Below are 24930 nucleotides of genomic sequence, written 5' to 3'. Positions count from 1 at the left end.
AAACCATGGTGTCCCCGATATCGCGCCGCTCGTTCATCGTCGGTCGTTTTTCTTGAACGTCAGCCGGTACTTGGCCAGCAGCCGTTGGAATGCCTCGTCGTCCTGCAAGTTCTGGAGCAAACCGGCCATCTCATCGCGGGTGATCGGCGCATCTGGACGCAGCATTGCGTACAGATGGTATTCCTGATCGATCCGTCGGGAAACCAGCAGGTTGTCGCGCAGCGCCGGCTCCCTGGCGAACAACAGATCAAGGTAGGAGCGCGTGACCACGGCTATATCGGCACGACCGTGCAAAACCATTAGCAGATTGCTGTCGTGGGAGTAGGTCAGCGTGGCGGAGAAGCGCTTGAAGAGGTACTCGGGATCAGCATTGAAGCCGGCGAAACCGTAGTGATAGCCGTTGTAGAGCGCCAGGCGCTTGCCGGCCAGGTCATCGAAAAAAGCCTGCCCGCGCCCCGGCTGTGTGCGTGCGATGTAGACCTCGGCATCGGAGGTGCGCATGTCGATGCCCTGGTAGCGCACGCCGTTCCAGCCCCAGTCCGGGTCCTCGAACAGCATCAGGTCATAGCGGCCCTGCTCCAGGTCACGGTAACGGCGCGCGGCCGAAGTCGGCACGATGCTGAAATGGAAACGCGCCTGGAGCCGATTGAGCTGCGCCACCAGGTCGGGGGTCAGGCCCGGTTCCTGCTCTTCGGGCTTTATCAGGTAGGGCGGGAAGTGATAGCCGCCAACGAGGATTTCTCGGGGTCGCGCCGCTGACGCGCTGCTGCATGACAGGCACAGCGCGAGCAGCAGAACACCCGAGAAAACAAGCCGAACGGCAGACATCGACGCCCCGTACAAGAGGAAACCGGCACGAGGGCAAGACTAGCTCAAGGGCCCTCAGACTTCCTTGATCACCAGTGACAGGGCTTCCTCGCAGAGCTGGTCGAGGGTCATCGGCCCTTCGGGACGGAACCAGGTGGTGGTCCAGGACAGCGCACCGGTGAGGAAGCGCCGCAGGATGAAGGGGTCGGCATTGAAGTAACCCTGGACCTTGGCCTCGCCGAGCACCTCCAGCCAGAGCAGCTCGTAGGTGTCGCGCAGTTCGAGGATGTAGCGCTGGCCCTCCTCCGACAGCGAACGCCATTCGTAGACCAGCACCGCCATGGCCTCGCCGGTGCCGCCCATGATCGACTGCAGCTCGCAGCGGATCAGCGCCAGCACCCGCTCGCGCAGGGTCGTCGCCTCCGCCAGCGAGGCATGCATGAGCGCGGTGTTATAGAGAATGGTCTCCTCCATCACCGAACGCAGGATCTCGTCCTTGCTCTTGAAGTGATGAAAGATGCTGCCGGACTGGATGCCCACGGCGCTGGCCAGGTCGCGTACCGTGGTGCGCTCGTAGCCCTTGCTGCGGAACAGGTGCGCGGCGGTCTGCAGCAGCTTGCCACGGGCGCTTTCCGGGTCGGTGATCTGGCCGCTGGCCACCAGTTCGCGCATCACCTCTTGGGCTTTTTGATCGTCCAGGCTCATCTGTTCCCACTACCTCGGCTGCACTGCGCCTGCCCATCCAACTTAAGAATGGGCCGCAAGTATTTGTCTTGATTCGTGAAATCTATGCTGCACCAGACGCCCAAGCAAGCGCTTGGGTAAAAATCGTCGACACGGCACTTTTCAACCAAGCGCTTGCTTGGTAATGTCCGCAACACATTCCTCGTGTGTTGCGGACAAGACAATGACTAAAACCGTACGCATCGGCTGCGCCTCCGCTTTCTGGGGCGACACCTCCACCGCCGCCGCCCAGCTGGTGCATGGCGCACCGCTCGATTACCTGGTGTTCGATTACCTGGCCGAGATCACCATGTCGATCCTCGCCGGGGCGCGCATGAAGAAGCCCGACGAGGGCTACGCCACCGACTTCGTCGAGGTGCTGGCGCCCCTGCTGCCGACCCTGGCGGAGAAGAAGATCCGCGTCATCAGCAACGCCGGCGGGGTCAACCCCCAGGCCTGCGCGGCGGCCCTGGCGGCGGCCTGCGAAAAGGCCGGCGTGCAACTGAAGATCGCCGTGCTCCACGGCGATAACCTGCAACCCCAGCTCTCCGCCCTGGGCAAGGCCGGCGTCAGCGAGATGTTCAGCGGCGCGCCGCTGCCGCCCATGTGCGTCTCGGTCAACGCCTACCTGGGGGCGCCAGGCATAGTCGCCGCCCTGGAGCAGGACGCCGACATCGTCATCACCGGCCGCGTGGTGGACAGCGCCGTGGTCAGCGCCGCCTTGGTGCATGAGTTCAAGTGGGCCTGGAACGACTACGACAAGCTCGCCCAGGCCGCCCTCGCCGGCCACATCATCGAGTGCGGCGCCCAATGCACCGGCGGCAACTTCACCGATTGGGAACAGGTGCCCGACTACGAGCACATCGGCTTCCCCATCGTCGAAGTCGAGGCCGATGGCCGCTTCATCGTCACCAAGGCCCCCGGTACCGGCGGCCTGGTCAGCCCCTTCACCGTCGGCGAGCAGATGCTCTACGAGATCGGCGACCCGCGCGCCTACCTGTTGCCCGATGTGATCTGCGACTTCACCGGCGTCGAACTGGCCCAGGCCGGCGAGCACCGCGTCAGCGTCGCCGGCGCCCGGGGCCTGGCGCCCACCGACCAGTACAAGGTCAGCGCCACCTACCCCGACGGCTTCCGCTGCACCGCCAGCTGCCTGATCGCCGGCATCGACGCGGTGAAGAAGGCCGAGCGCGTGAGCCGCGCGATCATCGCCAAGACCGAGGAAATCTTCGCCGCCCGCGGCTGGGGGCCCTACCGCGAGGTGAACATCGAACTGCTGGGCAGCGAGGCCACCTACGGGCCCCACGGCCAGCGCAAGGACAACCGCGAAGTCGTGGTCAAGCTGGGCGTGCGCCATGCCAAGAAGGAAGCGCTGATCCTGTTCTCCCGCGAGATCGCCCAGGCCGCCACCGGCATGGCTCCGGGCCTGACCGGCATCGTCGGCGGCCGGCCCACGGTGTACCCGGTGATCCGCCTGTTTTCCTTCCTGGTGGATAAATCGGCCTGCGCCCTGGAAGTCACCCTCGGCGAGGCACGCCAGGGTGTCGAGCTGCCGTCGCTGCAGGCCTTCGACGCCGCCGCGCTGGCCGAGGCCGCCACCCCGCCCGCGCCCCAGGGCCAGGCGGATGCCAGCGTGCCGCTGGTGAAACTGGCGGTGGCCCGCTCCGGCGACAAGGGCAACCACAGCAACATCGGCGTCATGGCGCGCCACCCCGACTACCTGCCCTGGATCGCCGAGGCGCTGACCCGCGAAGCGGTGGTGGACTGGATGAGCCATGTGCTCGACCCGCAGACCGGGCAAGTGCAGCGCTGGTACCTGCCCGGCACCCACAGCCTCAACTTCCTCCTGGAGAACGCCCTGGGCGGCGGCGGCGTCGCCAGCCTGCGCATCGACCCGCAAGGCAAGGCCTTCGCCCAGCAACTCCTCGAATTCCCCGTGCCGGTGCCCCGCGCCCTGGCCGACAGCCTGAAAGGATAAGCACGCGATGGCCTACGATTCCGTGTTCAAACCCGGCCTGTTCAGCGGCCAGACCATCCTCGTCACCGGCGGCGGCAGCGGCATCGGCCGCTGCGTGGCCCACGAGCTCGCCCACCTCGGCGCCCACGTGGTGCTGGTGGGGCGCAAGGCGGAAAAGCTCGAAGCCACTGCCGGCGAAATCATCGAAGACGGCGGCAGCGCCAGCTGGCAGGCCTGCGACATCCGCGACGAAGAAGCGGTCAAGGCCATGGTCAAGGCCGTGGTGGCCGAGCGCGGCCCCATCCACCACCTGGTCAACAACGCCGGCGGCCAGTTCCCCGCGCCGCTCATCGGCATCAACCAGAAGGGCTTCGAGACCGTGGTGCGCACCAACCTGGTGGGCGGCTTCCTGGTGGCCAAGGAGGTCTTCCTGCAGAGCATGAGCAAGACCGGCGGCAGCATCGTCAACATGCTCGCCGACATGTGGGGCGGCATGCCCGGCATGGGCCACTCCGGCGCCGCCCGCGCCGGCATGGAGAACTTCACCAAGACCGCCGCCTATGAATGGGGCCACGCCGGGGTGCGGGTCAACGCGGTGGCGCCGGGCTGGATCGCCTCCAGCGGCATGGACACCTACCCCGAATCCATGAAATCGATGATCCGCTCCCTCAAGGACCACGTCCCGCTGCAGCGCATCGGCACCGAGTCCGAGGTGGCGGCCGCCATCGTCTTCCTGCTCTCCCCCGGCGCCAACTTCATCAGCGGCAACACCATCCGCATCGATGGCGCCGCCAGCCAGGGCACCCGCGCCTGGACCCTGGGCAAGGCCCGCGCCAGCGAGTCCTACGACGGTTTCCACCGGGCCTATATGCCCGCCGTGTTCAAGGACGAGGAGTAAGCCATGGCCGTCATCCACTCCGAACTCGACGTGCACGGCGAAGACTTCGCCCGCAACCGCGACGCCATGCTCGCCGCCGTCGCCAGCTTCCGCGAGATCGAGCAGAAGGTGCTCGACAAGGCGGCCGAAGCCAAACCCAAGTTCGACAAGCGCGGCCAGTTGCTGCCCCGTGAACGCCTCAACCTGCTGCTCGACGCCGGCGCGCCCTTCCTCGAGCTGTCGTCCCTGGCCGGCTACAAGCTGCACGATGACAAGGACGGCACCCAGGCCGGCGGCGGCATCATCTCCGGCATCGGCTACATCGCCGGCGTGCGCTGTCTGGTTACCGCCAGCAACAGCGCGATCAAGGGCGGCACCATCTCCCCCACCGGCCTGAAGAAGACCCTGCGCCTGCAGCAGGTGGCCTTCGAGAACAAGCTGCCGGTGGTGGCGCTGACCGAAAGCGGCGGTGCCAACCTCAACTACGCCGCCGACATTTTCGTCGAAGGCGCGCGCGGCTTCGCCAACCAGGCGCGCATGTCGGCCATGGGCCTGCCGCAGATCACCGTGGTGCACGGCTCCAGCACTGCCGGCGGGGCCTACCAGCCCGGGCTGTCGGACTATGTGGTGGTGGTGCGCGGCAAGGCCAAGATGTTCCTTGCCGGCCCGCCGCTGCTCAAGGCCGCCACCGGCGAGGTGGCGACGGACGAGGAACTGGGCGGCGCCGAGATGCACGCCCAGGTTGCCGGCACCGCCGAATACCTGGCCGAGAACGACGCCGACGGCGTGCGCATCGCCCGCGAGATTCTCGCCATGCTGCCGTGGAACGCCCAGCTGCCGGCGCGACCGGCCAAGACCTGGCGCGAGCCGCTGTACCCGGCCCACGAACTGCTGGGCATCGTCCCGGCGGACGCCAAGAAGCCCTACGACGTGCGCGAGATCATCGCCCGCCTGGCCGATGGCTCGGAGTTCCTCGACTTCAAGAACGAGTTCGACAGCCAGACCGTTTGCGGCCACCTGCAGATCGAGGGCCAGCGCTGCGGCCTGATCGGCAACAACGGCCCGATCACCCCGCGCGGCGCGGCCAAGGCGGCGCAGTTCATCCAGCTGTGCGACCAGAGCAACACGCCGATCCTGTTCTTCCACAACACCACCGGCTTCATGGTCGGCACCGAGTCGGAACAGCTCGGCGTGATCAAGCACGGCTCGAAGATGATCCAGGCGGTGGCCAACGCCCGCGTGCCCAAGCTCACCATCGTCGTCGGCGGCTCCTACGGCGCCGGCAACTACGCCATGTGCGGCCGTGGCCTGGACCCGCGCTTCATCTTCGCCTGGCCCAACAGCCGCACCGCCGTGATGGGCGGCGCCCAGGCCGGCAAGGTGCTGCGCATCGTCACCGAGGAAAAGCACGCCAAGGAGGGCAAGGAAGCCGACCCGAAGATGCTCGACATGCTCGAACAGGTCACCGCGCAGAAGCTCGACAGCCAGTCCACCGCGCTGTACGGCACCGCCAGCCTGTGGGACGACGGCCTCATCGACCCGCGCGATACCCGCAAGCTGCTCGGCTACCTGCTGGACATCTGCGCCGAAGCCGAGGCGCGCCCCCTGAAATCCACCACCTTTGGCGTGGCCCGCTTCTAAGCGCCGCACCCGAACCCGATCGACGGTGCGCCGGGCGCACCCCACCAGGAGAACAACAACAATGATCTTCACCCAGGAACACGAAGAACTCCGCCGCACCGTACGCAATTTCGTCGACAGGGAGATCAACCCCCATGTCGAGCAATGGGAGCGCGAAGGCCGCTTCCCCATCCATGACATCTTCAAGAAGGCCGGCGACCTGGGCCTGCTGGGCATCTCCAAGCCGGAGAAATTCGGCGGAATGGGCCTGGACTACAGCTACTCCGTGGTCGCCGCCGAAGAGTTCGGCACCATCATCTGCGGTGGCATCCCCATGTCCATCGGCGTGCAGACCGACATGTGCACCCCGGCCCTGGCCCGCTTCGGCTCCGACGACCTGCGCAACGAATTCCTCCGCCCCGCCATCAGCGGCGACATGGTCGGCTGCATCGGCGTTTCCGAGGTCGGCGCCGGCTCCGACGTCGCCGGGCTCAAGACCACCGCCCGCAAGGACGGCGACGACTACGTGATCAACGGCAGCAAGATGTGGATCACCAACTCGCCCTCGGCGGACTTCATCTGCCTGCTGGCCAACACCTCGGACGACAAGCCCCACGTCAACAAATCGCTGATCGTGGTGCCGATGAAGACCCCGGGCATCAGCGTCAGCCCGCACCTGGACAAGCTCGGCATGCGCAGCTCGGAGACCGCCCAGGTGTTCTTCGACAACGTGCGCGTGCCCCAGCGCTACCGCATCGGCCACGAAGGCGCCGGCTTCATGATGCAGATGCTGCAGTTCCAGGAGGAACGCCTGTTCGGCGCGGCCAACATGATCAAGGGCCTGGAGCACTGCGTCGACGCCACGATCGAGTACTGCAAGGAGCGCAAGACCTTCGGTACCCCGCTGATCGACAACCAGGTCATTCACTTCCGCATGGCCGAGCTGAGCACCGAGATCGAAGCCCTGCGCGCCCTGGTCTACCAGGCCACCGAGCTCTACGTCAGCGGCAAGGACGTGACCAAGCTGGCCTCCATGGCCAAGCTCAAGGCCGGCCGCCTGGGCCGCGAAGTCAGCGACGCCTGCCTGCAGTACTGGGGCGGCATGGGCTTCATGTGGGACAACCCGGTCTCCCGCGCCTACCGCGACGTGCGCCTGGTGAGCATCGGCGGCGGCGCCGACGAGATCATGCTCGGCATCATCTGCAAGCTGATGGGCATCCTGCCCGGCAAAAAGAAAGGCTGATAGCGGACCGTCCGCTGGGCGCACCCGCGCCCAGCGCCCTGACCCAAGCATGATGAGGAAGCCGGCATGAGCGACCTGCCGAACTGCGAAACCCTGCTGCTGGAGCCCGCCGCCGGCGTGCTGCACATCACCCTCAACCGCCCGGACAGCCGCAACGCCATGAGCCTGGCCATGGTCGGCGAACTGCGTGCGGTGCTGGCCGCGGTGCGCGATGACCGCAGCGTGCGCGCCCTGGTGCTGCGCGGTGCCGACGGGCACTTCTGCGCCGGCGGCGACATCAAGGACATGGCCTCGGCACGTGCCGCCGGGGCCGACGCCTACCGCGAACTGAACCGCGCCTTCGGCAGCCTGCTGGAAGAGGCCCAGGCCACGCCCCAGGTGGTGGTCGCGGTGCTGGAAGGCGCAGTGCTGGGCGGCGGCTTCGGCCTGGCGTGCATCTCCGATATCGCCATCGCCCACCAGGGCGCGCAGTTCGGCCTGCCGGAAACCGGCCTGGGCATTCTGCCGGCGCAGATCGCCCCCTTCGTGGTGAAACGCATCGGCCTGACCCAGGCCCGCCGCCTGGCCCTCACCGCCGCCCGCTTCGACGGTGCCGAGGCCCTGCGCCTGGGCCTGGTGCACTTCGCCGAGGCCGATGACGCGGCGGTGGACGCGCGCCTGACCGCCACCCTGGAACAGGTTCGTCGCTGCGCCCCCGGCGCCAACGCCCGCACCAAGGCCTTGCTGCTGGCCACCGGCGAGCGCGAGCTGGGTGCCCTGCTGGACGATGCCGCCGGCTGGTTCGCCGAGGCGGTGACCGGCGCGGAAGGCGCCGAGGGCACCATGGCCTTCGTGCAGAAACGCAAACCCAACTGGGCGCAATGAGCGCACATCCCGAGTACGGCAGGAGCAGCCAACGATGCCCAGCTTCAACAAGATCCTGATCGCCAACCGCGGTGAAATCGCCTGCCGGGTGATGCGCACCGCGCAGCAGCTCGGCTACCGCACAGTCGCGGTCTACAGCGAGGCCGACAGCGAGGCGCGCCACGTGCAACTGGCCGACGAGGCCGTATGCATCGGCCCGGCCCAGGTCGCCCAGTCCTACCTCAGCATCGAGGCGATCATCGCCGCGGCACGGCGCACCGGTGCCGACGCGGTGCACCCCGGCTACGGCTTCCTCTCCGAGAACGCCGAGTTCGCCCGGGCCTGCGAGGCCGCCGGCATCGTCTTCATCGGCCCCACGGTGGAGGCCATCCACCTGATGGGCAGCAAGCGCCTGTCGAAGATCGCCATGCTCGACGCCCAGGTGCCCTGCATCCCCGGCTACGAAGGCGCCGAGCAGGACGACGCGACCCTGGCCCGCGAAGCCGAGCGCATCGGCTACCCGCTGATGATCAAGGCCAGCGCCGGTGGTGGCGGCCGTGGCATGCGCCTGGTGCACGAAGCCACCGAGCTGGCCGCGCAGATCCGCACCGCGCGCTCCGAAGCGCAGAACGCCTTCGGCTCCGGCGAGCTGATTATCGAACGCGCGGTGATCCGCCCGCGCCATGTGGAGATCCAGGTCTTCGGCGACCAGCACGGCAACATCGTCTACCTCGGCGAGCGTGACTGCTCGGTGCAGCGCCGCCACCAGAAGGTGGTGGAGGAAGCGCCCTGCCCGGTGATGACCCCGGAGCTGCGCCGCGCCATGGGCGAGGCGGCGGTGAAGGCCGCGCGCACGGTGAACTACGTCGGCGCCGGCACCGTGGAATTCCTCCTCGATGCCAGCGGCGACTTCTACTTCCTGGAGATGAACACCCGCCTGCAGGTGGAACACCCGGTGACCGAGCTGATCACCGGGCAGGACCTGGTGGCCTGGCAGATTCGCGTGGCCGAGGGGCAGCCGCTGCCGCTGGCGCAGGACGAGATCCGCCTCGACGGCCACGCCATGGAAGTGCGCCTCTACGCCGAGGACCCGGCCAGCAACTTCCTTCCGCAGACCGGCGAGGTGCTGCGCTGGGAGCCGTCCGAACTGCCCGGCATCCGCATCGACCACGGCCTGGTGGAAGGCCAGCCGGTAACGCCCTTCTACGACCCGATGCTGGCCAAGGTGATCGCCTGGGGCGCCACCCGCGACGAAGCCCGGCGCAAGCTGGTGCGCGCCGTGGAGGATTGCGTGCTGCTGGGCGTCAACGGCAACCAGCGCTTTCTCGCCAACCTGCTGGCGCACCCCGAGTTCGCCGCCGGCCATGCCACCACCGCCTTCATCGGCGAACACTTCAGCGACGACCCGAGCCTGCGCGCCCATGCGCCCAGCGCCACGGAGCTGGCCACCGCCGCCGCCCTGCTCTACCAGGCCTCGGCCGAATCCCGTGCCCACCAGGCCGGCCTCGCCGGCTGGCGCAGCGCCGGCAGCGCCGGCAGCGCGCCGTGGCGCTTCGTGCTGCGCCACGGCGAGCAGAAGCTGGCGGTGGAGCTGAGCGTGCTGGAAGCCGGCGTGCGCCCGCGCCTGCAGGCACGCGTCGGTGACAGCGATGTGGCCATCGCCCTGCTGCGCGCCGATGGCCGCTGGGCCACCCTGGAGCTGGACGGCGTGCGCCGCCGCGTGGCCTACCATCATTCCGCCGGGCGTCTGTGGCTCTATGGCCAGCACGGCAACCTGGAACTGCTCGACGTCACCCACGAACCCGCCGGCGGCCTGAACGCCGCCAGCTCGGGCACGGTAAAGGCCCCCATGGACGGCGCCATCGTCGACGTGCTGGTGGGCGAAGGCGAACGCGTCGCCAAGGGCCAACTGCTGGTGGTGCTGGAGGCGATGAAGATGGAACACCCGCTCAAGGCCGGCATCGACGGCGTCATCCGTCGGGTGCAGGTCACCGCTGGCGACCAGGTGAAGAACCGCCAGGTGTTGGTGGAAGTGGAAGAGCAGTTGGAAGCTTGAAAAGCAGCTGGAAGCTTGAAGCCTGAAGCTGGAAGACAAGAGCAGGCGGGTGCGGGCTTCTAGCTTCTAGCTTCTAGCTTCTAGCTTCTAGCTTCTAGCTTCTAGCTTCTAGCTTCTAGCTTCTAGCTTCAGGCTTTCAGCTGGGACCGATAACAACAATCAGGAGCACTGCAATGAGCCTATCTGCCAAAACCCTGTTCATCACCGGCGCCAGCCGGGGCATCGGCCGTGAGATCGCCCTGCGCGCGGCGGCCGATGGCGCCAATATCGTCATCGCGGCGAAGAGCGCCGAGCCCCATGCCAAGCTGCTGGGCACCATCTTCAGCGTTGCCGAGGAAGTGGAGGCCGCCGGTGGCAAGGCCCTGGCCCTGCAGCTGGACGTGCGCAACGAGGCCGCCGTGCGGGACGCCATGGCCCAGGCCGCCGAGCACTTCGGCGGTATCGATGCGCTGGTGAACAACGCCGGGGCCATCAAACTGGTGGGGGTCGAGCACCTGGAGCCCAAGCGCTTCGACCTGCTGTACCAGATCAACACCCGCGCGGTGATGGTTTGCAGCCAGGCCGCCCTGCCCTTCCTGAAGAAGAGCGCGGCGGGTCACATCATCAACCTGTCGCCGCCCCTCAACCTGGCACCCAAGTGGTTCGCCCAGCACGGCCCCTACACCGTCACCAAGTACGGCATGAGCATGCTCACCCTGGGCATGAGCGAGGAGTTCAAGAAGTACGGCATCAGCGTCAACTCGCTGTGGCCGCAAACCATGATCGCCACCGCCGCCATCGAGTTCGAGCTGGGCAGCCGTGACGCCTTCAAGCGCTCGCGTACCCCGGCGATCATGGCCGACGCCGCCTACGCCATCCTCTCCAGCACCGGCCGCAGCATCACCGGGCGCCTGCTGATCGACGAGGAAATCCTCCGCGAGCAGGGCCAGACCGAGTTCGAGCACTACCGCTTCGACCCCGAGGGCGGCAGCCTGGTGCCGGACCTGTTCCTCGACTGATCGCCCCTCCCGGGCTACGCACGCCCCACGCCAAGTTTCTGCGCGGGGCGGGCGCCTCTATTTGCCCATCTGCCCGCCCTTCCCCGCGCCACGGTCATACCGTTTTGCCCGAACGGCTTCTACAGTCGTGAAAGCGCCATTGCCTGCCCACAACAACGACAAAGTGCGAGAGCCATGACCCAGGCCGATCTGATTTCCCCGTTCCGCTTTCTCGCCCGCCTGCCGGGCAACCTGCCACGTGTACCGCGCATGCTGCTGGGCCTGTACTACACCGGCATCCGCAACCGCGAGAAAACGCTGTCGCTGGGCTGGGCGCTGGAACGCGCCGCGCAGAAATTCCCCCAGCGCCCGGCGGTGATCGACGAGACCCGCCGCCTGACCTACACCGAGTTCAACGCCTGGGCCAACCGCCTGGCCCACGCGCTCAAGTCCGAGGGCGTGGCCCACGGCAAGGTGGTGGCGGTGATGCTGGAGAACCGCATCGAGGTGCTGGCGGTGCTGGCGGCCCTGGCCAAGCTCGGCGCCATCGCCGCGCTGGTCAACACCACCCAGCGCGGCAAGGTGCTGGCCCACAGCCTGACCCTGGTCAAGGCCAGCCACTACGTGGTGGGCGAGGAGCTGCGGGATGCCTTCGAGGAAGTCGAGGAGGAGCTGGGCAACAGCGCCGGGCACCGCTACTGGATAGCCGACGCCGACACCCGCCGCGACCCGGGCCAGGCCCCACGGGGCTGGGCCAACCTGATGCGCCTGGCCGGTGAGCACAGCGCCGACAACCCCGCGGAAACCGCCAAGGTGCGCCTCAAGGACCCGTGCTTCTACATCTACACCTCGGGCACCACGGGGCTACCCAAGGCGTCGATCCTCAGCCACGGCAAGTGGATCAAGGCCTATGGCGGCTTCGGCCACTCCGGCCTGGGGCTGAAGGACACCGACGTCTTCTACCTGACCCTGCCCTGCTACCACAACAATGCGGTCACCGTGAGCTGGGCCTCGGTGCTGGCCGGCGGCGCCGCCATCGCCCTGCGCCGCAAGTTCTCCGCCAGCAGCTTCTGGAAGGACGTGGCCCAGTACCAGGCCACCTGCTTCGGCTACATCGGCGAGCTGTGCCGTTACCTGCTGAACCAGGCGCCGAGCGAGGAAGAACGCAACAACAGCCTCACCTGCATGATCGGCAACGGCCTGCGTCCGGCCATCTGGGCCGAGTTCAAGGAGCGCTTCGGCATCGAGCGCATCACCGAGTTCTATGCCTCCAGCGAAGGCAACATCGGCTTCACCAACGTGTTCAACTTCGACAACACCGTGGGCTTCTCCCCGGCCACCTACGCCATCGTGCGCTACGACCTGGAAAGCGACCGCCCGGTACGTGACCACAAGGGCTACCTGGAGAAGGTCGCCACCGGCGAGCCGGGCCTGCTGATCAGCGAGATCAGCCCCAAGTGGCCGTTCGACGGCTACACCGACCCGGCCAAGAGCGAGTCGGTGATCCTGCGGGACGTGTTCAAGAAGGGCGATGCCTGGTTCAACACCGGCGACCTGATGCGCGACATCGGCTGCAAGCACGCGCAGTTCGTCGACCGCCTCGGCGACACCTTCCGCTGGAAGGGCGAGAACGTCTCCACCACCGAGGTGGAAAGCGTGCTGGGCGCCTTCGGCGGCGTGGAGGATGCGGTGGTCTATGGGGTGGAGATTCCCGGCACCAACGGCCGCTGCGGCATGGCTGCGCTGCGCCTGGGCACCGGGGCTGAGCTGGACGCCCAGGCGGTGGCCGAGCACCTGGACCGCGAGCTGCCGCCTTATGCGGCCCCGCTGTTCATCCGCCTGCTGGCGGAGATCGAGACCACCGGCACCTTCAAATACAAGAAGACCGATCTGAAGAAGAGCGGCTTCGACCCGGGCCAGATCAGCGAGCCGCTGTTCGTGCGCCTGCCCGGCGAAAACGCCTTCCGCCCGCTGGACAACGTGCTGCACCAGGCGATCCAGAGCGGGGAATACCGCTTCTGATCCGCCCTTTGCCGCGGGTTCGCTGGCCAGGGCTGGCAACGCGGAGTTGGGCCGGATGTAGGGTGGATGACGCTCTTTTCATCCACCTAAGGTGCCGCCGGAAAGCACCAAAGGTGGACCGATAAAGCGGGGTCCACCCTACGCCGCGACTAGCGCCGATGCGCCGTTACTGCTTGAACTCGAACTGCAGCTCCGCCCCTTCCACCGAGCGCCAGTAGTCGTCTTCCTTTTCGTTGGTGAGCAGCTTGCCGTTGAGCTGGAAGGGGCCTTCGGTGGGCGCCTTCTCGGTGAACATCGGCGGCAGCAAGGGCTCTTCGGCCTTGCGCTCCTCCACGATCTCGGGCTCGAGTTTGTCCACCAGGTGCTTGGGCAGGCGCAGGTCGAGTTTGGCCTTGGGCAGTTCGGTCTTTTCCGGCTTGCGTGCATTGCCGGCTGGGCTGGTGGCCGGCTGGGCCGCCTTGGCGACGGGCTTGGCGTCCGCCTTCGGTTTGGCTTCGGCCTTGGCTTCTGGTTTGGCTGCGGGCTTCTGTTCGGGCTTGGCGGTGGGCCTGGGCGTTTCGCTCGCCACCTTGGGCGCCTCGCTAACGGGCTTGGCCGCTGGTGCCTCCTTGGCCGGGGCGGCGGGCGCCGGCTTCTCGGCCTGGGTCACCGGCGGTGGGCTGGCGGGGGGCTTCTGCGGTGGCGGCGCTTCCTGCTCACAGCCGGCGAGCAGGCCGAGGAACAGCAATAAAGCGAATGGGAAACGGGTCATGGGCAGTGTGCAAGGCAAGGCATGAAGGGCCATGCTCGCCCCTCCCTCCCGCCCTGGCAACCCCGAACCCGGGAACTTGCCAAAGCTTTACACCCCTTCCCGACCGGTAAAGACCGCCCAGATCAGCAGGCCGAAGGCCAGGGTGTGGATCAGGCTGCCGAGCAGATTGATGGCGGCGTAGAAGTACATGGGCTCCGCGTCGGGCCAGATATCGAAGGCCAGGATCGGAATCAGCGCGTGCAGGGCGATGGTCATGCCCTGCCACACCAGCAGGATCAGCATGCTGGCCAGGCACAGGCCGGCGGCGCGGGGCTGGGCGCGCCAGTAGCGGGCGGCCAGGGCGCAGCCCAGCAGCCAGACCACCACCAGAGGCAGCAGGCCGATGGTGGTGAACAGCGAGAGGATCGCAGTGGGGCTGTCGGTCATGGGGTTCTCCAGGGGTCGAGGTGTCTTGTGTCCTGTTGCAGCCAGAGGCCGAAGCGCTCCCGCTCCGCCTCGGACAGCCAGAGCGTCCCTTGGTGCCGCAAGGGTTCCGCTCGCAGCGCCAGCAGTTCATCGAGGCTGAAACAGCGCAGCTCGCCGTCGTCGTCCTCCACTTCGTAGGCATAGGCATGAACGCGCATGCGCAGGCCCTCGGCATCGAAGCCCTCGAAGCGCGGCATAAGACCGATGGGATCGGCGCAGCGGTGCAGGCGGTGTTCGTGGGTATCCAGCACCAGCAGGTGCCAGAGCGGGTAGCTGCCGGCCCGTAGATCGTGGAATTCGCCGAAGCGGGTCAGCGCCAGGTAGCGGCCATCGGCCGACCAGATCATCGCCGGGCCCAGGTCGGCGATCGCGCAGCCGGAGGCCGTGAGCAGGCAACCGCCCAGGCGGGGCTCCTGCTCACGCAGGTAGCTGTCGGCGAAGCGGCTTTCGCAGCCGAACAGCCAGGCGGCATCCCCACCGCCAGGCGCAGGCAGGACGAAATCCCCCTGCGCGTTGGCAACCGGCGGGCACTCGGCCAGGCGCCAGGCCGGCAACAGGCGCAGCGCGTCGGGGTCGACGGCCACCCGTGCCACCTCGTAATAGAGGCGCTCGCCACCAGCGGCCATGAAGGTGGCGGCCCGCTGTGCGTCCGGGGCCGCCTCGGTGAAGCGCTGCAGGGGGCCGGATTCGTGCCCTTCGGGCAGGCGCCCGAGGACATGGGCGAGGCTGACGACACCCTCGTGGAAGTCATGCAGCCGGGCGATCAGCAAGGGTTGCTCCAGCACCCGCAGGCGGCGCTCGCGGATATCCGCCACCACCAGGCGATGGGGCACGGCCGGGGCCTCGGCGAACGCCACCAGGGCCAGGTAACGGCCGCAGTTGGAAACGCGGTGGTCCAGGCACCATTCACCATCGAGCCGCCAGTCACCGATGCGGCAGGCGAAGACGCCCTGGCGGCCGTCCGCGCCGTCGCGCAGCCACTCCAGGCACGGCTCGACGCCATTGGCCAGGGCCTGCAGCTTCAGGCTGGCGCCGGTGCGCCCCGCGCCGTCCAGCGATACGCCGAGGCTCAGCTGTGTCAGCCGGTGCTCGCCGGCCAGGGCGCGGCCCTGCTCATCGAAGCCGGCCAGGGTCTCGCTGTCGCTGTGGATGCTGTAGAGGCCGTAGCCGAAGCCGAGGCGGTCGGTGCCGGCGAAGTCGAGATAGGCGGCGCGCCACATCTGCTGCCCGTCGATACGCAGCGGTGCGCCCAGGTTGAGGCGCGGCTCGCCGTCCAGGGCCTGCCAGGGCTCCTCCAGCTGACGCCAGCCGGCCCCCTCCTCCCACAACCAGCAGTCGTTGCTCCAGCCCCGCTCCAGCTCGGCGGTCGGGCGCGCACGGCACACCAGGGCACGGCCATCGTCGCGCCAGATCACCGCTTCGCCGTCCGCCAGCAGCAGGCCGCTGGGCTGATCGTCGAGCCACAGCTCGCAGGCGGGGTTGGCCAGGGGGGCGAGCGGGTTGTCCAGCTCGCGCAGGCTGGCCGGCAGGTACGGCAAGCCCCGCAGGCGGTGCGCGCCAGCGGGAGCGGGAAAGTCACGGGTGACAGGCAGGCGCTCGACCCAGGCCGGGCTGAGCCAGAGGTCGCCGAGTGCGACGAAGTCTTCGCTCTGTGCGCTGGCCAGCAACTCATCGAGGCGCACCTCGCGGGCCTGGTTGGCCACCAGCGGGCTGTGGCGGCCGCGCAGCACCTCGCCATCGAAGGCATCCAGCTCCCAGAACTGCTGGCCGTTGGCGCATTGGTACAAGCGGCGCAACTGGCGGTCGAAGATCACCAGGCCCCATTCGCCCCGCGAGGGGATGGGCGCGGCAAGGTAACGGCCGTCACTGGAGTAGCACAGCGAGCTGCCCAGCCCCTCCAGCACCACGCCGTCGGGCAGCAGGTGGTCGCAGAAGGCGGGCCCGCCCATGGCGATTTCACTCCAGTTGAAGCTGTGCACCGGCTGGCCCTCGGGCGTCAGCAGCGGGCCATCGCTGCCCCAGGCGTTGGCCCCCGGCGCAGGCGCGGGCTCGGCGATACCCAGGCGGCGCTCCCAGGCGGCCAGCGCGGCGAGGCCGCAGAACACCGCGACTATGCCGGCGAAGATGCCCCAGTAGCCAGGCAGCGCGCGACCGACGCCAATGCCCAGGCCGATCATGGCGCAGGACAGCTGCGGGCTAAGGCGCCGGGCCAACGCCAGGCGGCCGAGGTAGGCAACCAGGCTGACGACCAGGGCGAACAGCGCCACCAGGGCAGCCGACAACGGCAGGGGCAGCCAGGCGCAGATGACGATGGGCAGGATAGTCAGCGCCAGCTGCACCAACAGTTCCAGCAGCAGGCGGCCGAAGCTCTTGTCGTCAGGCTCGGTGGATGGGATGGACAATCGCGCGCTCCTTGCGCCGCTCGCGGCCCCGGCGGTTCAACACCGCCGGGGCCGGATCAGCGGCGTTTCCCGAGCCGAGCCAGCTCGGCCTCGATATCCAGTTGCGGGTTGGCTTCACGCAGACGCGCCAGCAACGCGTCGGCGGCCTGGGTATCGCCCTTCTCGCGCAGTTGCAGCAGCGCTTCGAGTTGCTCCACCAGGGTGGCTTCCTTGGCCTTGCCCGGTGCCATGCGCGGCTTGGCGGCCAGGGCGGAGGCTTCGGCCTTCATGGTTTCGACGGCCTGCTCGCGCACTTCGGCCTGGTCGGACAGGGCATCCAGCGGAGCCTGGCGCTCGGCCTCTTCAGCCAGGCGCGAGGCCGCCATCTTCTTCGCCTCGCGGGCCATCTGCGGTGCCTCGGCCGGCGCCGGAGCGGCGTAGGCCTGGATGGTGGGTTCCGGGGCACTCTCCATGCTCCCGGCCACGGCGGTGTCGCCGGCCGCGACGCTGGAGCGGGCGATCGGTGCAGCCGCGGGCGCGGCGGGCACGATGGGCGCCGGCATCATCATCGCCGCCGGGGCCGGGGCGCTGTTGCCGTAGTCGAGGTCAGGGCGGTCGAGGTTGCGCCAGGTGAGGCTGACACCGATGCCCAGGCAGGCCAGGCCAGCGAAGGCCACCGACCAGCGCTGGCGACCACCGGGGCCGAACAGCCAGGCGTGAAGGCGCTCAGCCAGGCTCGGCGTGGCGGGACGCACGGCGGCACGCGCCGCGGCGAGGATGCGCGCATCCAGTTCGGCGGACGGTTCGCCCCCTTCATGGGCACGGAAGTGGGCGAGCATCTGCTGCTCCAGCCCTTCCGGCTTGCGTGGGTCCTGGTTCATGTGGATACCTCCTCGGTGGCGGCCGGATCGGCCAGCAACCGACGTAGCTTCTGCATCGCGTAGCGCAGGCGGCTCTTCACCGTCTCGGCGGGCGTGCGGGTCATCTCGGCGATCTCATGCACTTCGAGGTCGCCATGGGCGCGCAGCAGGAACACCTCGCGCTGCTCGCCGGGCAGCTCTTCCAGGGCGGCCTGCAGGCGCTGGCGGTCGCGACTGAGGCTGAGCTGCTCCGCCGGGTCCTCGCTGCTGCCAGGCAGGGCGTCGCCATGGGCCTGTTCGTCGAATTCCTCGACACGCCCGTTCAGCCGCCCGTGCTTGCGCCAATGGTCGATCAGGCGGTTGCGGGCGATCTGGTAGAGCCAGGTCTTGAAGGCCACCTGCTCGCGCTGCTCGGTGGCGCTGCGGATCAGGTTCAGCCAGGTTTCCTGGAAGATCTCCTCGGCCAGGCTGGCGTCGCCGCACAGCCCGCAGAGAAAACGGTAGAGGCCGAGGCGATGGCGTGCGTAGAGCACGCCAAAGGCCTCGGCATCGCCGTGTCGGTAGCGCCGCAGCAGGGCGGCGTCGTCATCCGTGATGGGTTCGCTCAAGTCACTCGATCCGTGCCTGTGAAGGAGTTGGATTTTGCAGACTTTGTGCGAGTTCGACCAGTTGCACGAACTCACCGCGCAGGCCGAAGCGGTCTTCACCCTTGGCGCCCCGGGCCAGCGTGGCGCTGTCGGCGAGGGAGAAGCTGCCGGTGTATTGCCCACCCTTGAGCTGCTGGGCGAAGGCGGCCACTGCCGTGGCGAAGCGCAGGTCTTCGCTGGCGTCCTTCAGGGCCGGCACGTCACTGGCGGCGATGGGGCGTTCCAGCAGCTTGCTTTGCTCGCTGCCCGGCGCCTTGTAGCGGATGCGCAGCCAGGCCAGTTCGGAGGATTTGCCATCGGCCTTCTGCGCCTGCTGGTAGCGCAGCGGCTCCAGCCAGCCCTTGCCGCCGACCGGGACGATTTCGTAGAGCGCGGTGACGGTGTGGCCCGCGCCGATCTCGCCGGCATCGACCTTGTCGTTGCTGAAGTCTTCGCGCTTGAGGGCGCGGTTCTCGTAGCCCAGCAGGCGGTATTCGCTGACCTGGGCGGGGTTGAACTCGACCTGCAGCTTGACGTCCTTGGCCACCACCTTGAGGGTCGAGCTGAGCTGGTCCACCAGCACCTTGCGCGCCTCACGCAGGCTGTCGATGTAGGCGTAGTTGCCGTCGCCGGCATCGGCCAGTTGCTCCATCAGCTGTTCGTTGTAGTTGTCGGTGCCGAAGCCCAGGGTGGTCAGCGAGACCCCGCCCTTGCGCTTCTCGGCGGCCAGCTGCTTGAGGCTTTCGAAGTCGCTGATGCCGACGTTGAAGTCGCCGTCGGTGGCCAGCAGGATGCGGTTGATGCCGTTCTTCAGCAGGCCCTTCTGCGCTTCGGCATAGGCCATCTGGATACCGGACTCGCCCGCCGTGGAGCCGCCAGCGGCGAGCTGGTCGATGGCGGCGCGGATCTTCGCCTTGTCGCTGCCGGGGGTGGATTCGAGCACCACGCGGGCCTCGCCGGCGTAGGTGACCAGGGAGACACGGTCTTCGGCGCGCAGCTGGTCCACCAGCAGCTTGAGGGTGCCCTGGACCATGGGCAGGCCGTCGCGGCGGTCCATGGAGCCGGAGACGTCCACCAGGAACACCAGGTTGGCCGGCGGCAGCTGCTCGACCTGGGTGTCGGAGGCCTTGATGGCGATGCGCAGCAGGCGCGCCTCGGGGTTCCAGGGCGAACGCGCCAGCTCGGTGCCGATGCCGAAGGGCACATCGCCCTGGGGCAGCGGGTAGGCATAGGGGAAGTAATTGACCAGTTCTTCCAGGCGCACCGCGTCCTTGGGCGGCAATTGCCCGTCGTTGAGGAAGCGGCGAACGTTGGCGTAGCCGCCGGTGTCGACGTCGATGCTGAAGGTGGAGACCGGGTCGCTGGTCACGGCATGGATGGGGTTGTCGGCCAGGTGCGCGTACTGCTCACGGCCCTCGTCACGGTAGCCGGTGGCCAGGGCGTCGCTCATGGGCGCGGGGGCCACGGGCATGACCATCGACCCAGCCACCGCGATGGGGGCCGAGCGCTTGGCTACCGCAGCGGGGGCATAGGCGGCGTTCGGCTCGGCGGCGGGCTTGGCCAGCTCCTGCAGGCGCGCGTCATCGCTGTTGGCGCTCAGCGAGCCAGTGACTTCGGCTTCGGTTTCGACCTTGGCCTTGGTCTCGCTCGCACCCGGCGTGGTGCCGGATTCATGGCCCTGGCAGGCGGCCAGGGCGAGCAGCAGGCCTGCGGCGAAACCGGCGGCGAGGGGTTGGCGGAGCAGTGCGGCGGGGGTGGTCATGGCGTGTCTCCTGGGGACGGAATGTCCATACGCACCAGTAGACGGAGGCGCCGATCGGGTCGGGTTAAGGGGGAGTGAAATTATTTGGGGCGGGGCGTGGCCCCTGGGAGCGAACCCATTCGCGATGATCGCCGTGCCAGGCCATCGCGGTTGAAACCGCTCCCACAATCGGGGTATCAGCGATCGACGTAGCCCGGGCTTCAGCCCGGGGCCGGCCGGCATCAGAAATAGCTGCCGGCTTCCTGGCACAGCTGCTTGGCGAGCATGCCGAGGGTCATGATGGCGCGCTCCGCCTCGCGGTTCCACGGGATGCCGCAGTTGAGCCGCACGCAGTGGTTGAACTGCTCGGTGTTACTGAAGATCAGCCCCGGCGCGATGCTGATGCCCTGCTGCAGCGCACGGACGTGCAGGTCCTTGGTGTTGACCTTGGCCGGCAGGCTGATCCACAGGATGAAGCCGCCGTTGGGCCGGCTCATCTGCGTGCCTTCGGGGAAGTACTGCTGCACCCCCAGCTGGAAGGCGGTGAGGTTCTTGCGGTACTCCTGGCGGATGTAGCGCAGGTGCCGGTCGTAGCCGCCGTTCTCCAGGTAGGCGGCGACGCCCATCTGGGTGACGCTGCACGCGGAGTGGGTGCTGAAGGTTTGCAGGCGCTGGATTTCCTCCTGGTACTTGCCGGCGATGATCCAGCCGATGCGCACGCCCGGGGACAGCGTCTTGGAGAAGCTGGAGCAGTACACCACGCGCCCTTCGCGGTCGTGGGCCTTGAGCGCCTTGGAGGGGCCCTGCTCGAACATCAGTTCGCCGTAGATATCGTCTTCGATGATCTGGATGTCGAAGTCCGACGCCAGGCGCAGCAGCTGCTTCTGGCGCTCCTCGGGAATGGTGCCGCCCAGGGGGTTGCTGAGGCGCGAGGTGAGCACCAGCGCCTTGATCGGCCACTGGTTGGCGGCCAGTTGCAGAGCCTCCAGGCTGATGCCGGTGGTGGGGTCGCTGGGGATCTCGATGACCTTCAGGCCGAGCAGGTCCGCCAGTTGCAGCAGGCCGTAATAGGTGGGCGACTCGGCGGCGATCAGGTCGCCGGGGCGGGTCAGCACGCGCAGGCTCATCTGCAGCGCATCCACGCAGCCATGGGTGATGACCACGTCGGTGGGATTGACCACCACGCCGGCGTCGCGCATGCGGATCGCCACCTGGCGGCGCAGCGGCTCGAAGCCCGGGCTGAACATGTAGCTGAAGGCGCGCGGGCTGTGGAAGCGGGTGACCTTGGCCAGTTGCTGGTGCAGCGCACGGACCGGGAGGTAGTCCACATGGGGCACGGCGGCGCCCAGGGGGAACACGCCTTCGCGGCGGGACTCGGTGAGCACCTGGTTGATGATGCTGGCGCGGGTGACCAGGCCGGGGCGCTCGACCCGGGCGATATCCGGGGTGGAGGCGGTCAGCGCCGGGGTCTGGTGCACGTAGAAGCCGGACTGCGGGCGCGCGCGGATCAGCCCCTGGTCCTCCAGGTTGGCGTAGGCCTGCAGCACCGTGGCATGGCTGACATTGAGCTGCGAGCTCATCTTGCGCACCGAGGGCACGCGCTCGCCGGGCTGGTAGACGCCACGGCGGATGTCTTCGGCCAGTTGCTGGGCGATGCGTTGATAGAGCAACAGATTGGTCATGGCGGCGGCACCTGGTTCACTGGACCGAAACAGTACCGGAGCAGTAACAAATTGCACCGGTACAGCACAGGAAATTGTGGGCCATACAGTGCGCTTTCGCCAGTGACTGTATCGCTTCAGTCCGCCGTGATTTCTCTATTGGGTGCAGCTGTACGGGCAATAAAAAACCCCGGGAGCCGAAGCCGCCGGGGTTCCTGGAACAGCTGGGATCAGCGGGGGTCGCCGAGCTTGCCCTTCTCGTCGGAGAACACGATCTCGACGCGACGGTTCTGCGCCCGGCCATGGGACGAGGCGTTTTCGGCCACCGGGAAGGCTTCACCGTAGCCGACCACTTCCATGCGCTTGGCGTCGATGCCGAGGTCGCTCAGGACATCGGCCACCGCCTGCGCACGGTCACGGGACAGGGCGAGGTTCTCTTCGCGAACACCGCTGCTGTCGGTGTAGCCCTCGATGCGCACCACGCGACGCGGGTTGATCTGGAGGAACTGCACCAGCTTGAGCACGGTGCGGTTGGCCGAGGCCTTGAGCTCGGCACGGCCGGTGTCGAAGAGCACGTCGCCCAGGGTCATCACCAGGCCGCGGTCGGTTTCGGTGGCGGCCAGGGCGACCATCTGCTCTTCCATCCAGTCGCCCTGCTGCTGGGCGCTGAGCAGCTTGGCCTCGCGCAGGGCCAGCTGCAGGCGCTCCTGGTCGACTTGCAGCTTGGCGGCACGCTCCTGGTTGAGGTTCAGCTCGCTGTGCTGGCTGGCGATCTCGCTGTAGCGCTCGCTCAGGTAGGCGTAGTGCTCGACGTCCTGGTCGTTGCCCAGGTAGTTGGACAGGCGCTCGGCGCGGGCCAGGGATTCACCGGCGCGGATCACGTCCTTCGGTGCGCTGCGCAGCACGTCCGGATCTTCCTTGACCTTCTGGAACTGGGTGCGGGCGGCGTCGAGGCTGTCTTCGGCACGCTGCGGGTTGGCGCAGCCGGCGAGCAGACCGAGGCCCAGCAACAGGCCAGCGAGGGCGATACGAGGGTTCATTGCAGTTCCCCCAGTTGCTTGCGCAGGCGGTTGATGCGGGCAGTGATGTCAGCGAGCTGGGCCTTGCTCTTGGCGGTCAGCACCTTGGATTCGGCCAGGCGCGCATCCAGCTCGGCCTGTTCGGCGAGGACGCGGGCGCGCTTGTAGTCCTGCTCCCCCATGTTCTTCTGCGCCAGGGCGAGCTTTTCTTCCGCCTGCTTCATTTCCGGGAGCTGCTCGCTGCTGGCACCCACGGCCCGGGCCTGGGCTACGGCCTGTTCGGTGAGGCGGAGCTGCTCCACGGGAGCGGGGTCATTGGCACAGCCGGCCAAGGCGAGGACAGCCAGGCCGATGGCCAGAATGCGTTGTTCGATCACGGAGGTTTCCTAGGGTTTCGGAGCGCTGGCCGGCTGCAATTGCTGAGCTTTCCAACGCTCGATATTGCGCTGCAAGAAGACTTGCGGGGCACCTGCGGCGGTCAATTCTGTCATTTTTTTTGCCAGTTGTCCGCGCAGCCAGGGGTCGTTGCAGGCCGAGTTGTGGGACAGCGTGAGGTACAGCCCCTCACTGGAGATCGGCGGCTCCAGGGCTTCGAGGTCATCGGCCATGCCGAGGGTGTCGGCCAGGGCGAGGCCCGGGTAATGCTCATAGAGCACGTACTCGGTGCGCTCCAGCACGAGCTTCTGGTAGGCCTGGGTGAGGCTCGGCACTTCTTCGAGGGTGAGGTTCGCCTTGGCGAAGGCGTCGAAGGCCTGGCCGAAGCTGTTGTTCACCAGGGTGCCGCCGGTGTGGCCAAGCAGGTCTTGCCACTGGGTGTAGGGGAAGCCGTGGCCACGCTTGACCCAGACCACGCTGGGGGTATCGAGGAAGGCCGGGTGGACGTAGTCCATGGTTTCCAGCCGCGGCAGGGTGAGGAAGGCACCGGCGAGCAGGTCGACACGGCCGGTGCGCACCTCGTCCTGGGCGCGGGACCAGGGGCCGGTGTAGAGGATGTCGATCTTCAGCCCGAGTTCTTCGCCGATGCGCTTGAGCAGATCGGCATTGGCGCCGACCAGCAGCTTGGGGTTCTGCGGATCACGCCACAAGTACGGCGGGTACTCGGGATTGCCCGTGGCGACCAGGCGCTCGCACTTGCCGGCCGCATGACCCTGCCCCGACAGCGTGGCCAGGACCAGCAACAACGGAGCGATGAATGGGCGTATGTGCATCAGGAGCTTCCTGGACCGGACCTTGGTTTGGGCAATGCGCGCACGGCGCTGCATCCCTCTAGCGTCATGCTAGCTTAGGCGAACTGCAATAATTTTTTGCGATAAGGACGCGCCATGAAAAAACTGCTTATCGGACTTGTGACGTTGCTGGCAGCACTGGCCGCCACCCTGTACTTCTCCCCTGCCGCCCTGATGGCCACGGCGCGCTTCGTGGAGTGCCAGCTGGCGGGGCTTTCCGCCCACAGCACGACGGTCGGCGATCTGGATATCGCCTATTACGAAGGCGGCCCGGCCAGCGGCGAGACCCTGGTCATGGTCCATGGCTTCGGTGCCAACAAGGACAACTGGCTGCGCATGGCGCGGTACTTCACCGACCGCTACCGCGTGATCGCCCTGGACCTGCCCGGCTTCGGCGACAGCAGCAGGCCGGCCGGCAGCTATGACGTCGGCACCCAGGCCGAGCGGCTGGCCTCCTTCATCGCCACCCTGGGCGCCGGCAAGGTGCACCTGGTGGGCAATTCCATGGGCGGGCACATCGTCGCCCTCTACGCCGCGCGTTACCCGCAACTGGTGCGCTCGCTGGCGCTGTTCGACAACGCCGGTGTCACCGCCCCGCACAAGAGCGAGCTGTACGAGCGACTGGAGCGCGGCGATGCCAACCCGTTGATCGTGGGCTCGGTCGCGGACTACAACCAACTGATGAACTTCGTCTTCGTCGAGAAGCCACCGATGCCCGACTCGCTGAAGCGCTACCTGGCCGAGCAGTCGATGGCCAACCGCGAGCATTACCAGCAGGTCTTCCAGCACCTGGTGCAGCGCTATGTACCGCTGGAGCCGGAGCTGCCGAAGATCACCGCGCCGACCCTGCTGCTGTGGGGCGACCGGGACCGGGTGCTGGATGTGTCTAGCATCGAGGTGATGAAACCCCTGCTGGGCAAATCCAGCGTGGTGGTGATGAAGGATTGCGGCCACGTGCCGATGATCGAGCGCCCAGCCGAAACCGCCGCGCACTACCAGGCCTTCCTCGATTCCCTGTGATTTCGCAGGCAATAAAAAACCCGCTCGATGAGCGGGTTTTTCATGGATGCGGAAA

21 protein-coding genes are annotated in these 24930 nt (G+C 67.6%); 9 read left to right on the top strand and 12 right to left on the bottom strand.

Annotated features, from left to right (window positions below; translation table 11 throughout):
• Positions 1-33: 33 nt before the first annotated feature.
• Positions 34-828, bottom strand: coding sequence for a substrate-binding periplasmic protein (locus PSm6_RS19810; protein WP_265168033.1), 795 nt, complete (start codon positions 826-828; stop codon positions 34-36).
• Positions 829-882: 54 nt separating this feature from the next.
• A complete protein-coding gene (locus tag PSm6_RS19805; RefSeq protein WP_184489342.1) occupies positions 883-1506 on the bottom strand; it encodes a TetR/AcrR family transcriptional regulator in 624 nt (207 codons plus the stop codon).
• A gap of 208 nt (positions 1507-1714) precedes the next feature.
• Between PSm6_RS19805 and PSm6_RS19800 the strand changes: the two genes are divergently transcribed.
• The 8 genes from PSm6_RS19800 (at position 1715) to PSm6_RS19765 (ending at position 13125) form a co-directional block, all read left to right on the top strand.
• On the top strand, positions 1715-3508 hold the full coding sequence (locus tag PSm6_RS19800; protein ID WP_043245877.1) for an acyclic terpene utilization AtuA family protein: 1794 nt from the start codon (positions 1715-1717) through the stop codon (positions 3506-3508).
• A gap of 7 nt (positions 3509-3515) precedes the next feature.
• Complete coding sequence (locus PSm6_RS19795; RefSeq protein ID WP_021222862.1) at positions 3516-4385, top strand: SDR family oxidoreductase; 870 nt, start codon at positions 3516-3518, stop codon at positions 4383-4385.
• Positions 4386-4388: 3 nt separating this feature from the next.
• Entirely contained in the window at positions 4389-6005 is a 1617-nt protein-coding gene (gene atuC, locus PSm6_RS19790; RefSeq protein ID WP_265168031.1) for a geranyl-CoA carboxylase subunit beta, read from the top strand.
• A 61-nt stretch (positions 6006-6066) separates the two neighbouring features.
• Entirely contained in the window at positions 6067-7227 is a 1161-nt protein-coding gene (atuD, locus tag PSm6_RS19785) for a citronellyl-CoA dehydrogenase (protein WP_265168030.1), read from the top strand.
• Between the two features lie 66 nt (positions 7228-7293).
• Positions 7294-8091 carry an isohexenylglutaconyl-CoA hydratase gene (gene atuE / locus PSm6_RS19780; RefSeq protein WP_265168029.1) on the top strand — a complete coding sequence of 266 codons (798 nt, stop codon included), beginning with the start codon at positions 7294-7296 and terminating at the stop codon, positions 8089-8091.
• Between the two features lie 34 nt (positions 8092-8125).
• Positions 8126-10126: a geranyl-CoA carboxylase subunit apha gene (atuF, locus tag PSm6_RS19775; RefSeq protein ID WP_265168028.1), complete on the top strand. Its 2001-nt coding sequence runs from the start codon at positions 8126-8128 to the stop codon at positions 10124-10126.
• A gap of 173 nt (positions 10127-10299) precedes the next feature.
• Positions 10300-11124 (top strand): SDR family oxidoreductase, encoded by an 825-nt coding sequence (locus PSm6_RS19770; protein ID WP_265168027.1) that lies wholly within the window; start codon positions 10300-10302, stop codon positions 11122-11124.
• A gap of 174 nt (positions 11125-11298) precedes the next feature.
• On the top strand, positions 11299-13125 hold the full coding sequence (locus PSm6_RS19765) for a long-chain-acyl-CoA synthetase (protein WP_265168026.1): 1827 nt from the start codon (positions 11299-11301) through the stop codon (positions 13123-13125).
• A 166-nt stretch (positions 13126-13291) separates the two neighbouring features.
• Here PSm6_RS19765 and PSm6_RS19760 read toward each other — a convergent pair whose 3' ends face one another.
• The 10 genes from PSm6_RS19760 to PSm6_RS19715 all read right to left on the bottom strand — a co-directional run bounded on the left by PSm6_RS19760 (position 13292) and on the right by PSm6_RS19715 (position 23837).
• Positions 13292-13876, bottom strand: a complete 585-nt coding sequence (locus PSm6_RS19760; protein ID WP_031287062.1) for a hypothetical protein — start codon at positions 13874-13876, stop codon at positions 13292-13294.
• 87 nt (positions 13877-13963) lie between these two features.
• Entirely contained in the window at positions 13964-14302 is a 339-nt protein-coding gene (locus PSm6_RS19755; protein WP_021217580.1) for a hypothetical protein, read from the bottom strand.
• The gene (locus PSm6_RS19750; RefSeq protein ID WP_265168024.1) at positions 14299-16743 is read right to left on the bottom strand and encodes a hypothetical protein; all 2445 of its coding nucleotides are present in this window, start codon (positions 16741-16743) and stop codon (positions 14299-14301) included. Before PSm6_RS19750 ends, PSm6_RS19755 begins: the two co-directional genes overlap by 4 nt.
• Positions 16744-16799: 56 nt before the next feature.
• On the bottom strand, positions 16800-17603 hold the full coding sequence (locus PSm6_RS19745; RefSeq protein ID WP_265168023.1) for a hypothetical protein: 804 nt from the start codon (positions 17601-17603) through the stop codon (positions 16800-16802).
• Positions 17600-18190 (bottom strand): RNA polymerase sigma factor, encoded by a 591-nt coding sequence (locus tag PSm6_RS19740; RefSeq protein WP_021217583.1) that lies wholly within the window; start codon positions 18188-18190, stop codon positions 17600-17602. The genes PSm6_RS19745 and PSm6_RS19740 overlap by 4 nt, the downstream gene beginning before the upstream one ends.
• Before the next feature lies 1 nt (position 18191).
• Positions 18192-19970, bottom strand: a complete 1779-nt coding sequence (locus tag PSm6_RS19735) for a vWA domain-containing protein (RefSeq protein ID WP_265168021.1) — start codon at positions 19968-19970, stop codon at positions 18192-18194.
• 221 nt (positions 19971-20191) lie between these two features.
• Positions 20192-21631: an aminotransferase-like domain-containing protein gene (locus PSm6_RS19730; protein WP_021217585.1), complete on the bottom strand. Its 1440-nt coding sequence runs from the start codon at positions 21629-21631 to the stop codon at positions 20192-20194.
• Positions 21632-21840: 209 nt separating this feature from the next.
• On the bottom strand, positions 21841-22650 hold the full coding sequence (locus PSm6_RS19725) for an OmpA family protein (protein WP_021217586.1): 810 nt from the start codon (positions 22648-22650) through the stop codon (positions 21841-21843).
• Positions 22647-23003 (bottom strand): DUF4398 domain-containing protein, encoded by a 357-nt coding sequence (locus tag PSm6_RS19720; protein WP_371877137.1) that lies wholly within the window; start codon positions 23001-23003, stop codon positions 22647-22649. The genes PSm6_RS19725 and PSm6_RS19720 overlap by 4 nt, the downstream gene beginning before the upstream one ends.
• 12 nt (positions 23004-23015) lie before the next feature.
• Entirely contained in the window at positions 23016-23837 is an 822-nt protein-coding gene (locus PSm6_RS19715) for a substrate-binding periplasmic protein (RefSeq protein ID WP_265168018.1), read from the bottom strand.
• A 114-nt stretch (positions 23838-23951) separates the two neighbouring features.
• On the opposite strand from PSm6_RS19715, the gene PSm6_RS19710 reads away from it, so the two are divergent.
• Positions 23952-24875, top strand: coding sequence for an alpha/beta fold hydrolase (locus tag PSm6_RS19710; protein WP_265168017.1), 924 nt, complete (start codon positions 23952-23954; stop codon positions 24873-24875).
• Positions 24876-24930 lie beyond the last annotated feature (55 nt).

The sequence above is a fragment of the Pseudomonas solani genome (genome assembly GCF_026072635.1).
GTDB classification, from domain to species: Bacteria; Pseudomonadota; Gammaproteobacteria; order Pseudomonadales; family Pseudomonadaceae; genus Metapseudomonas; species Metapseudomonas solani.
The sequence above is the reverse complement of the archived record's forward strand: the minus strand, read 5'-3'. Positions and strand labels throughout refer to the sequence as shown.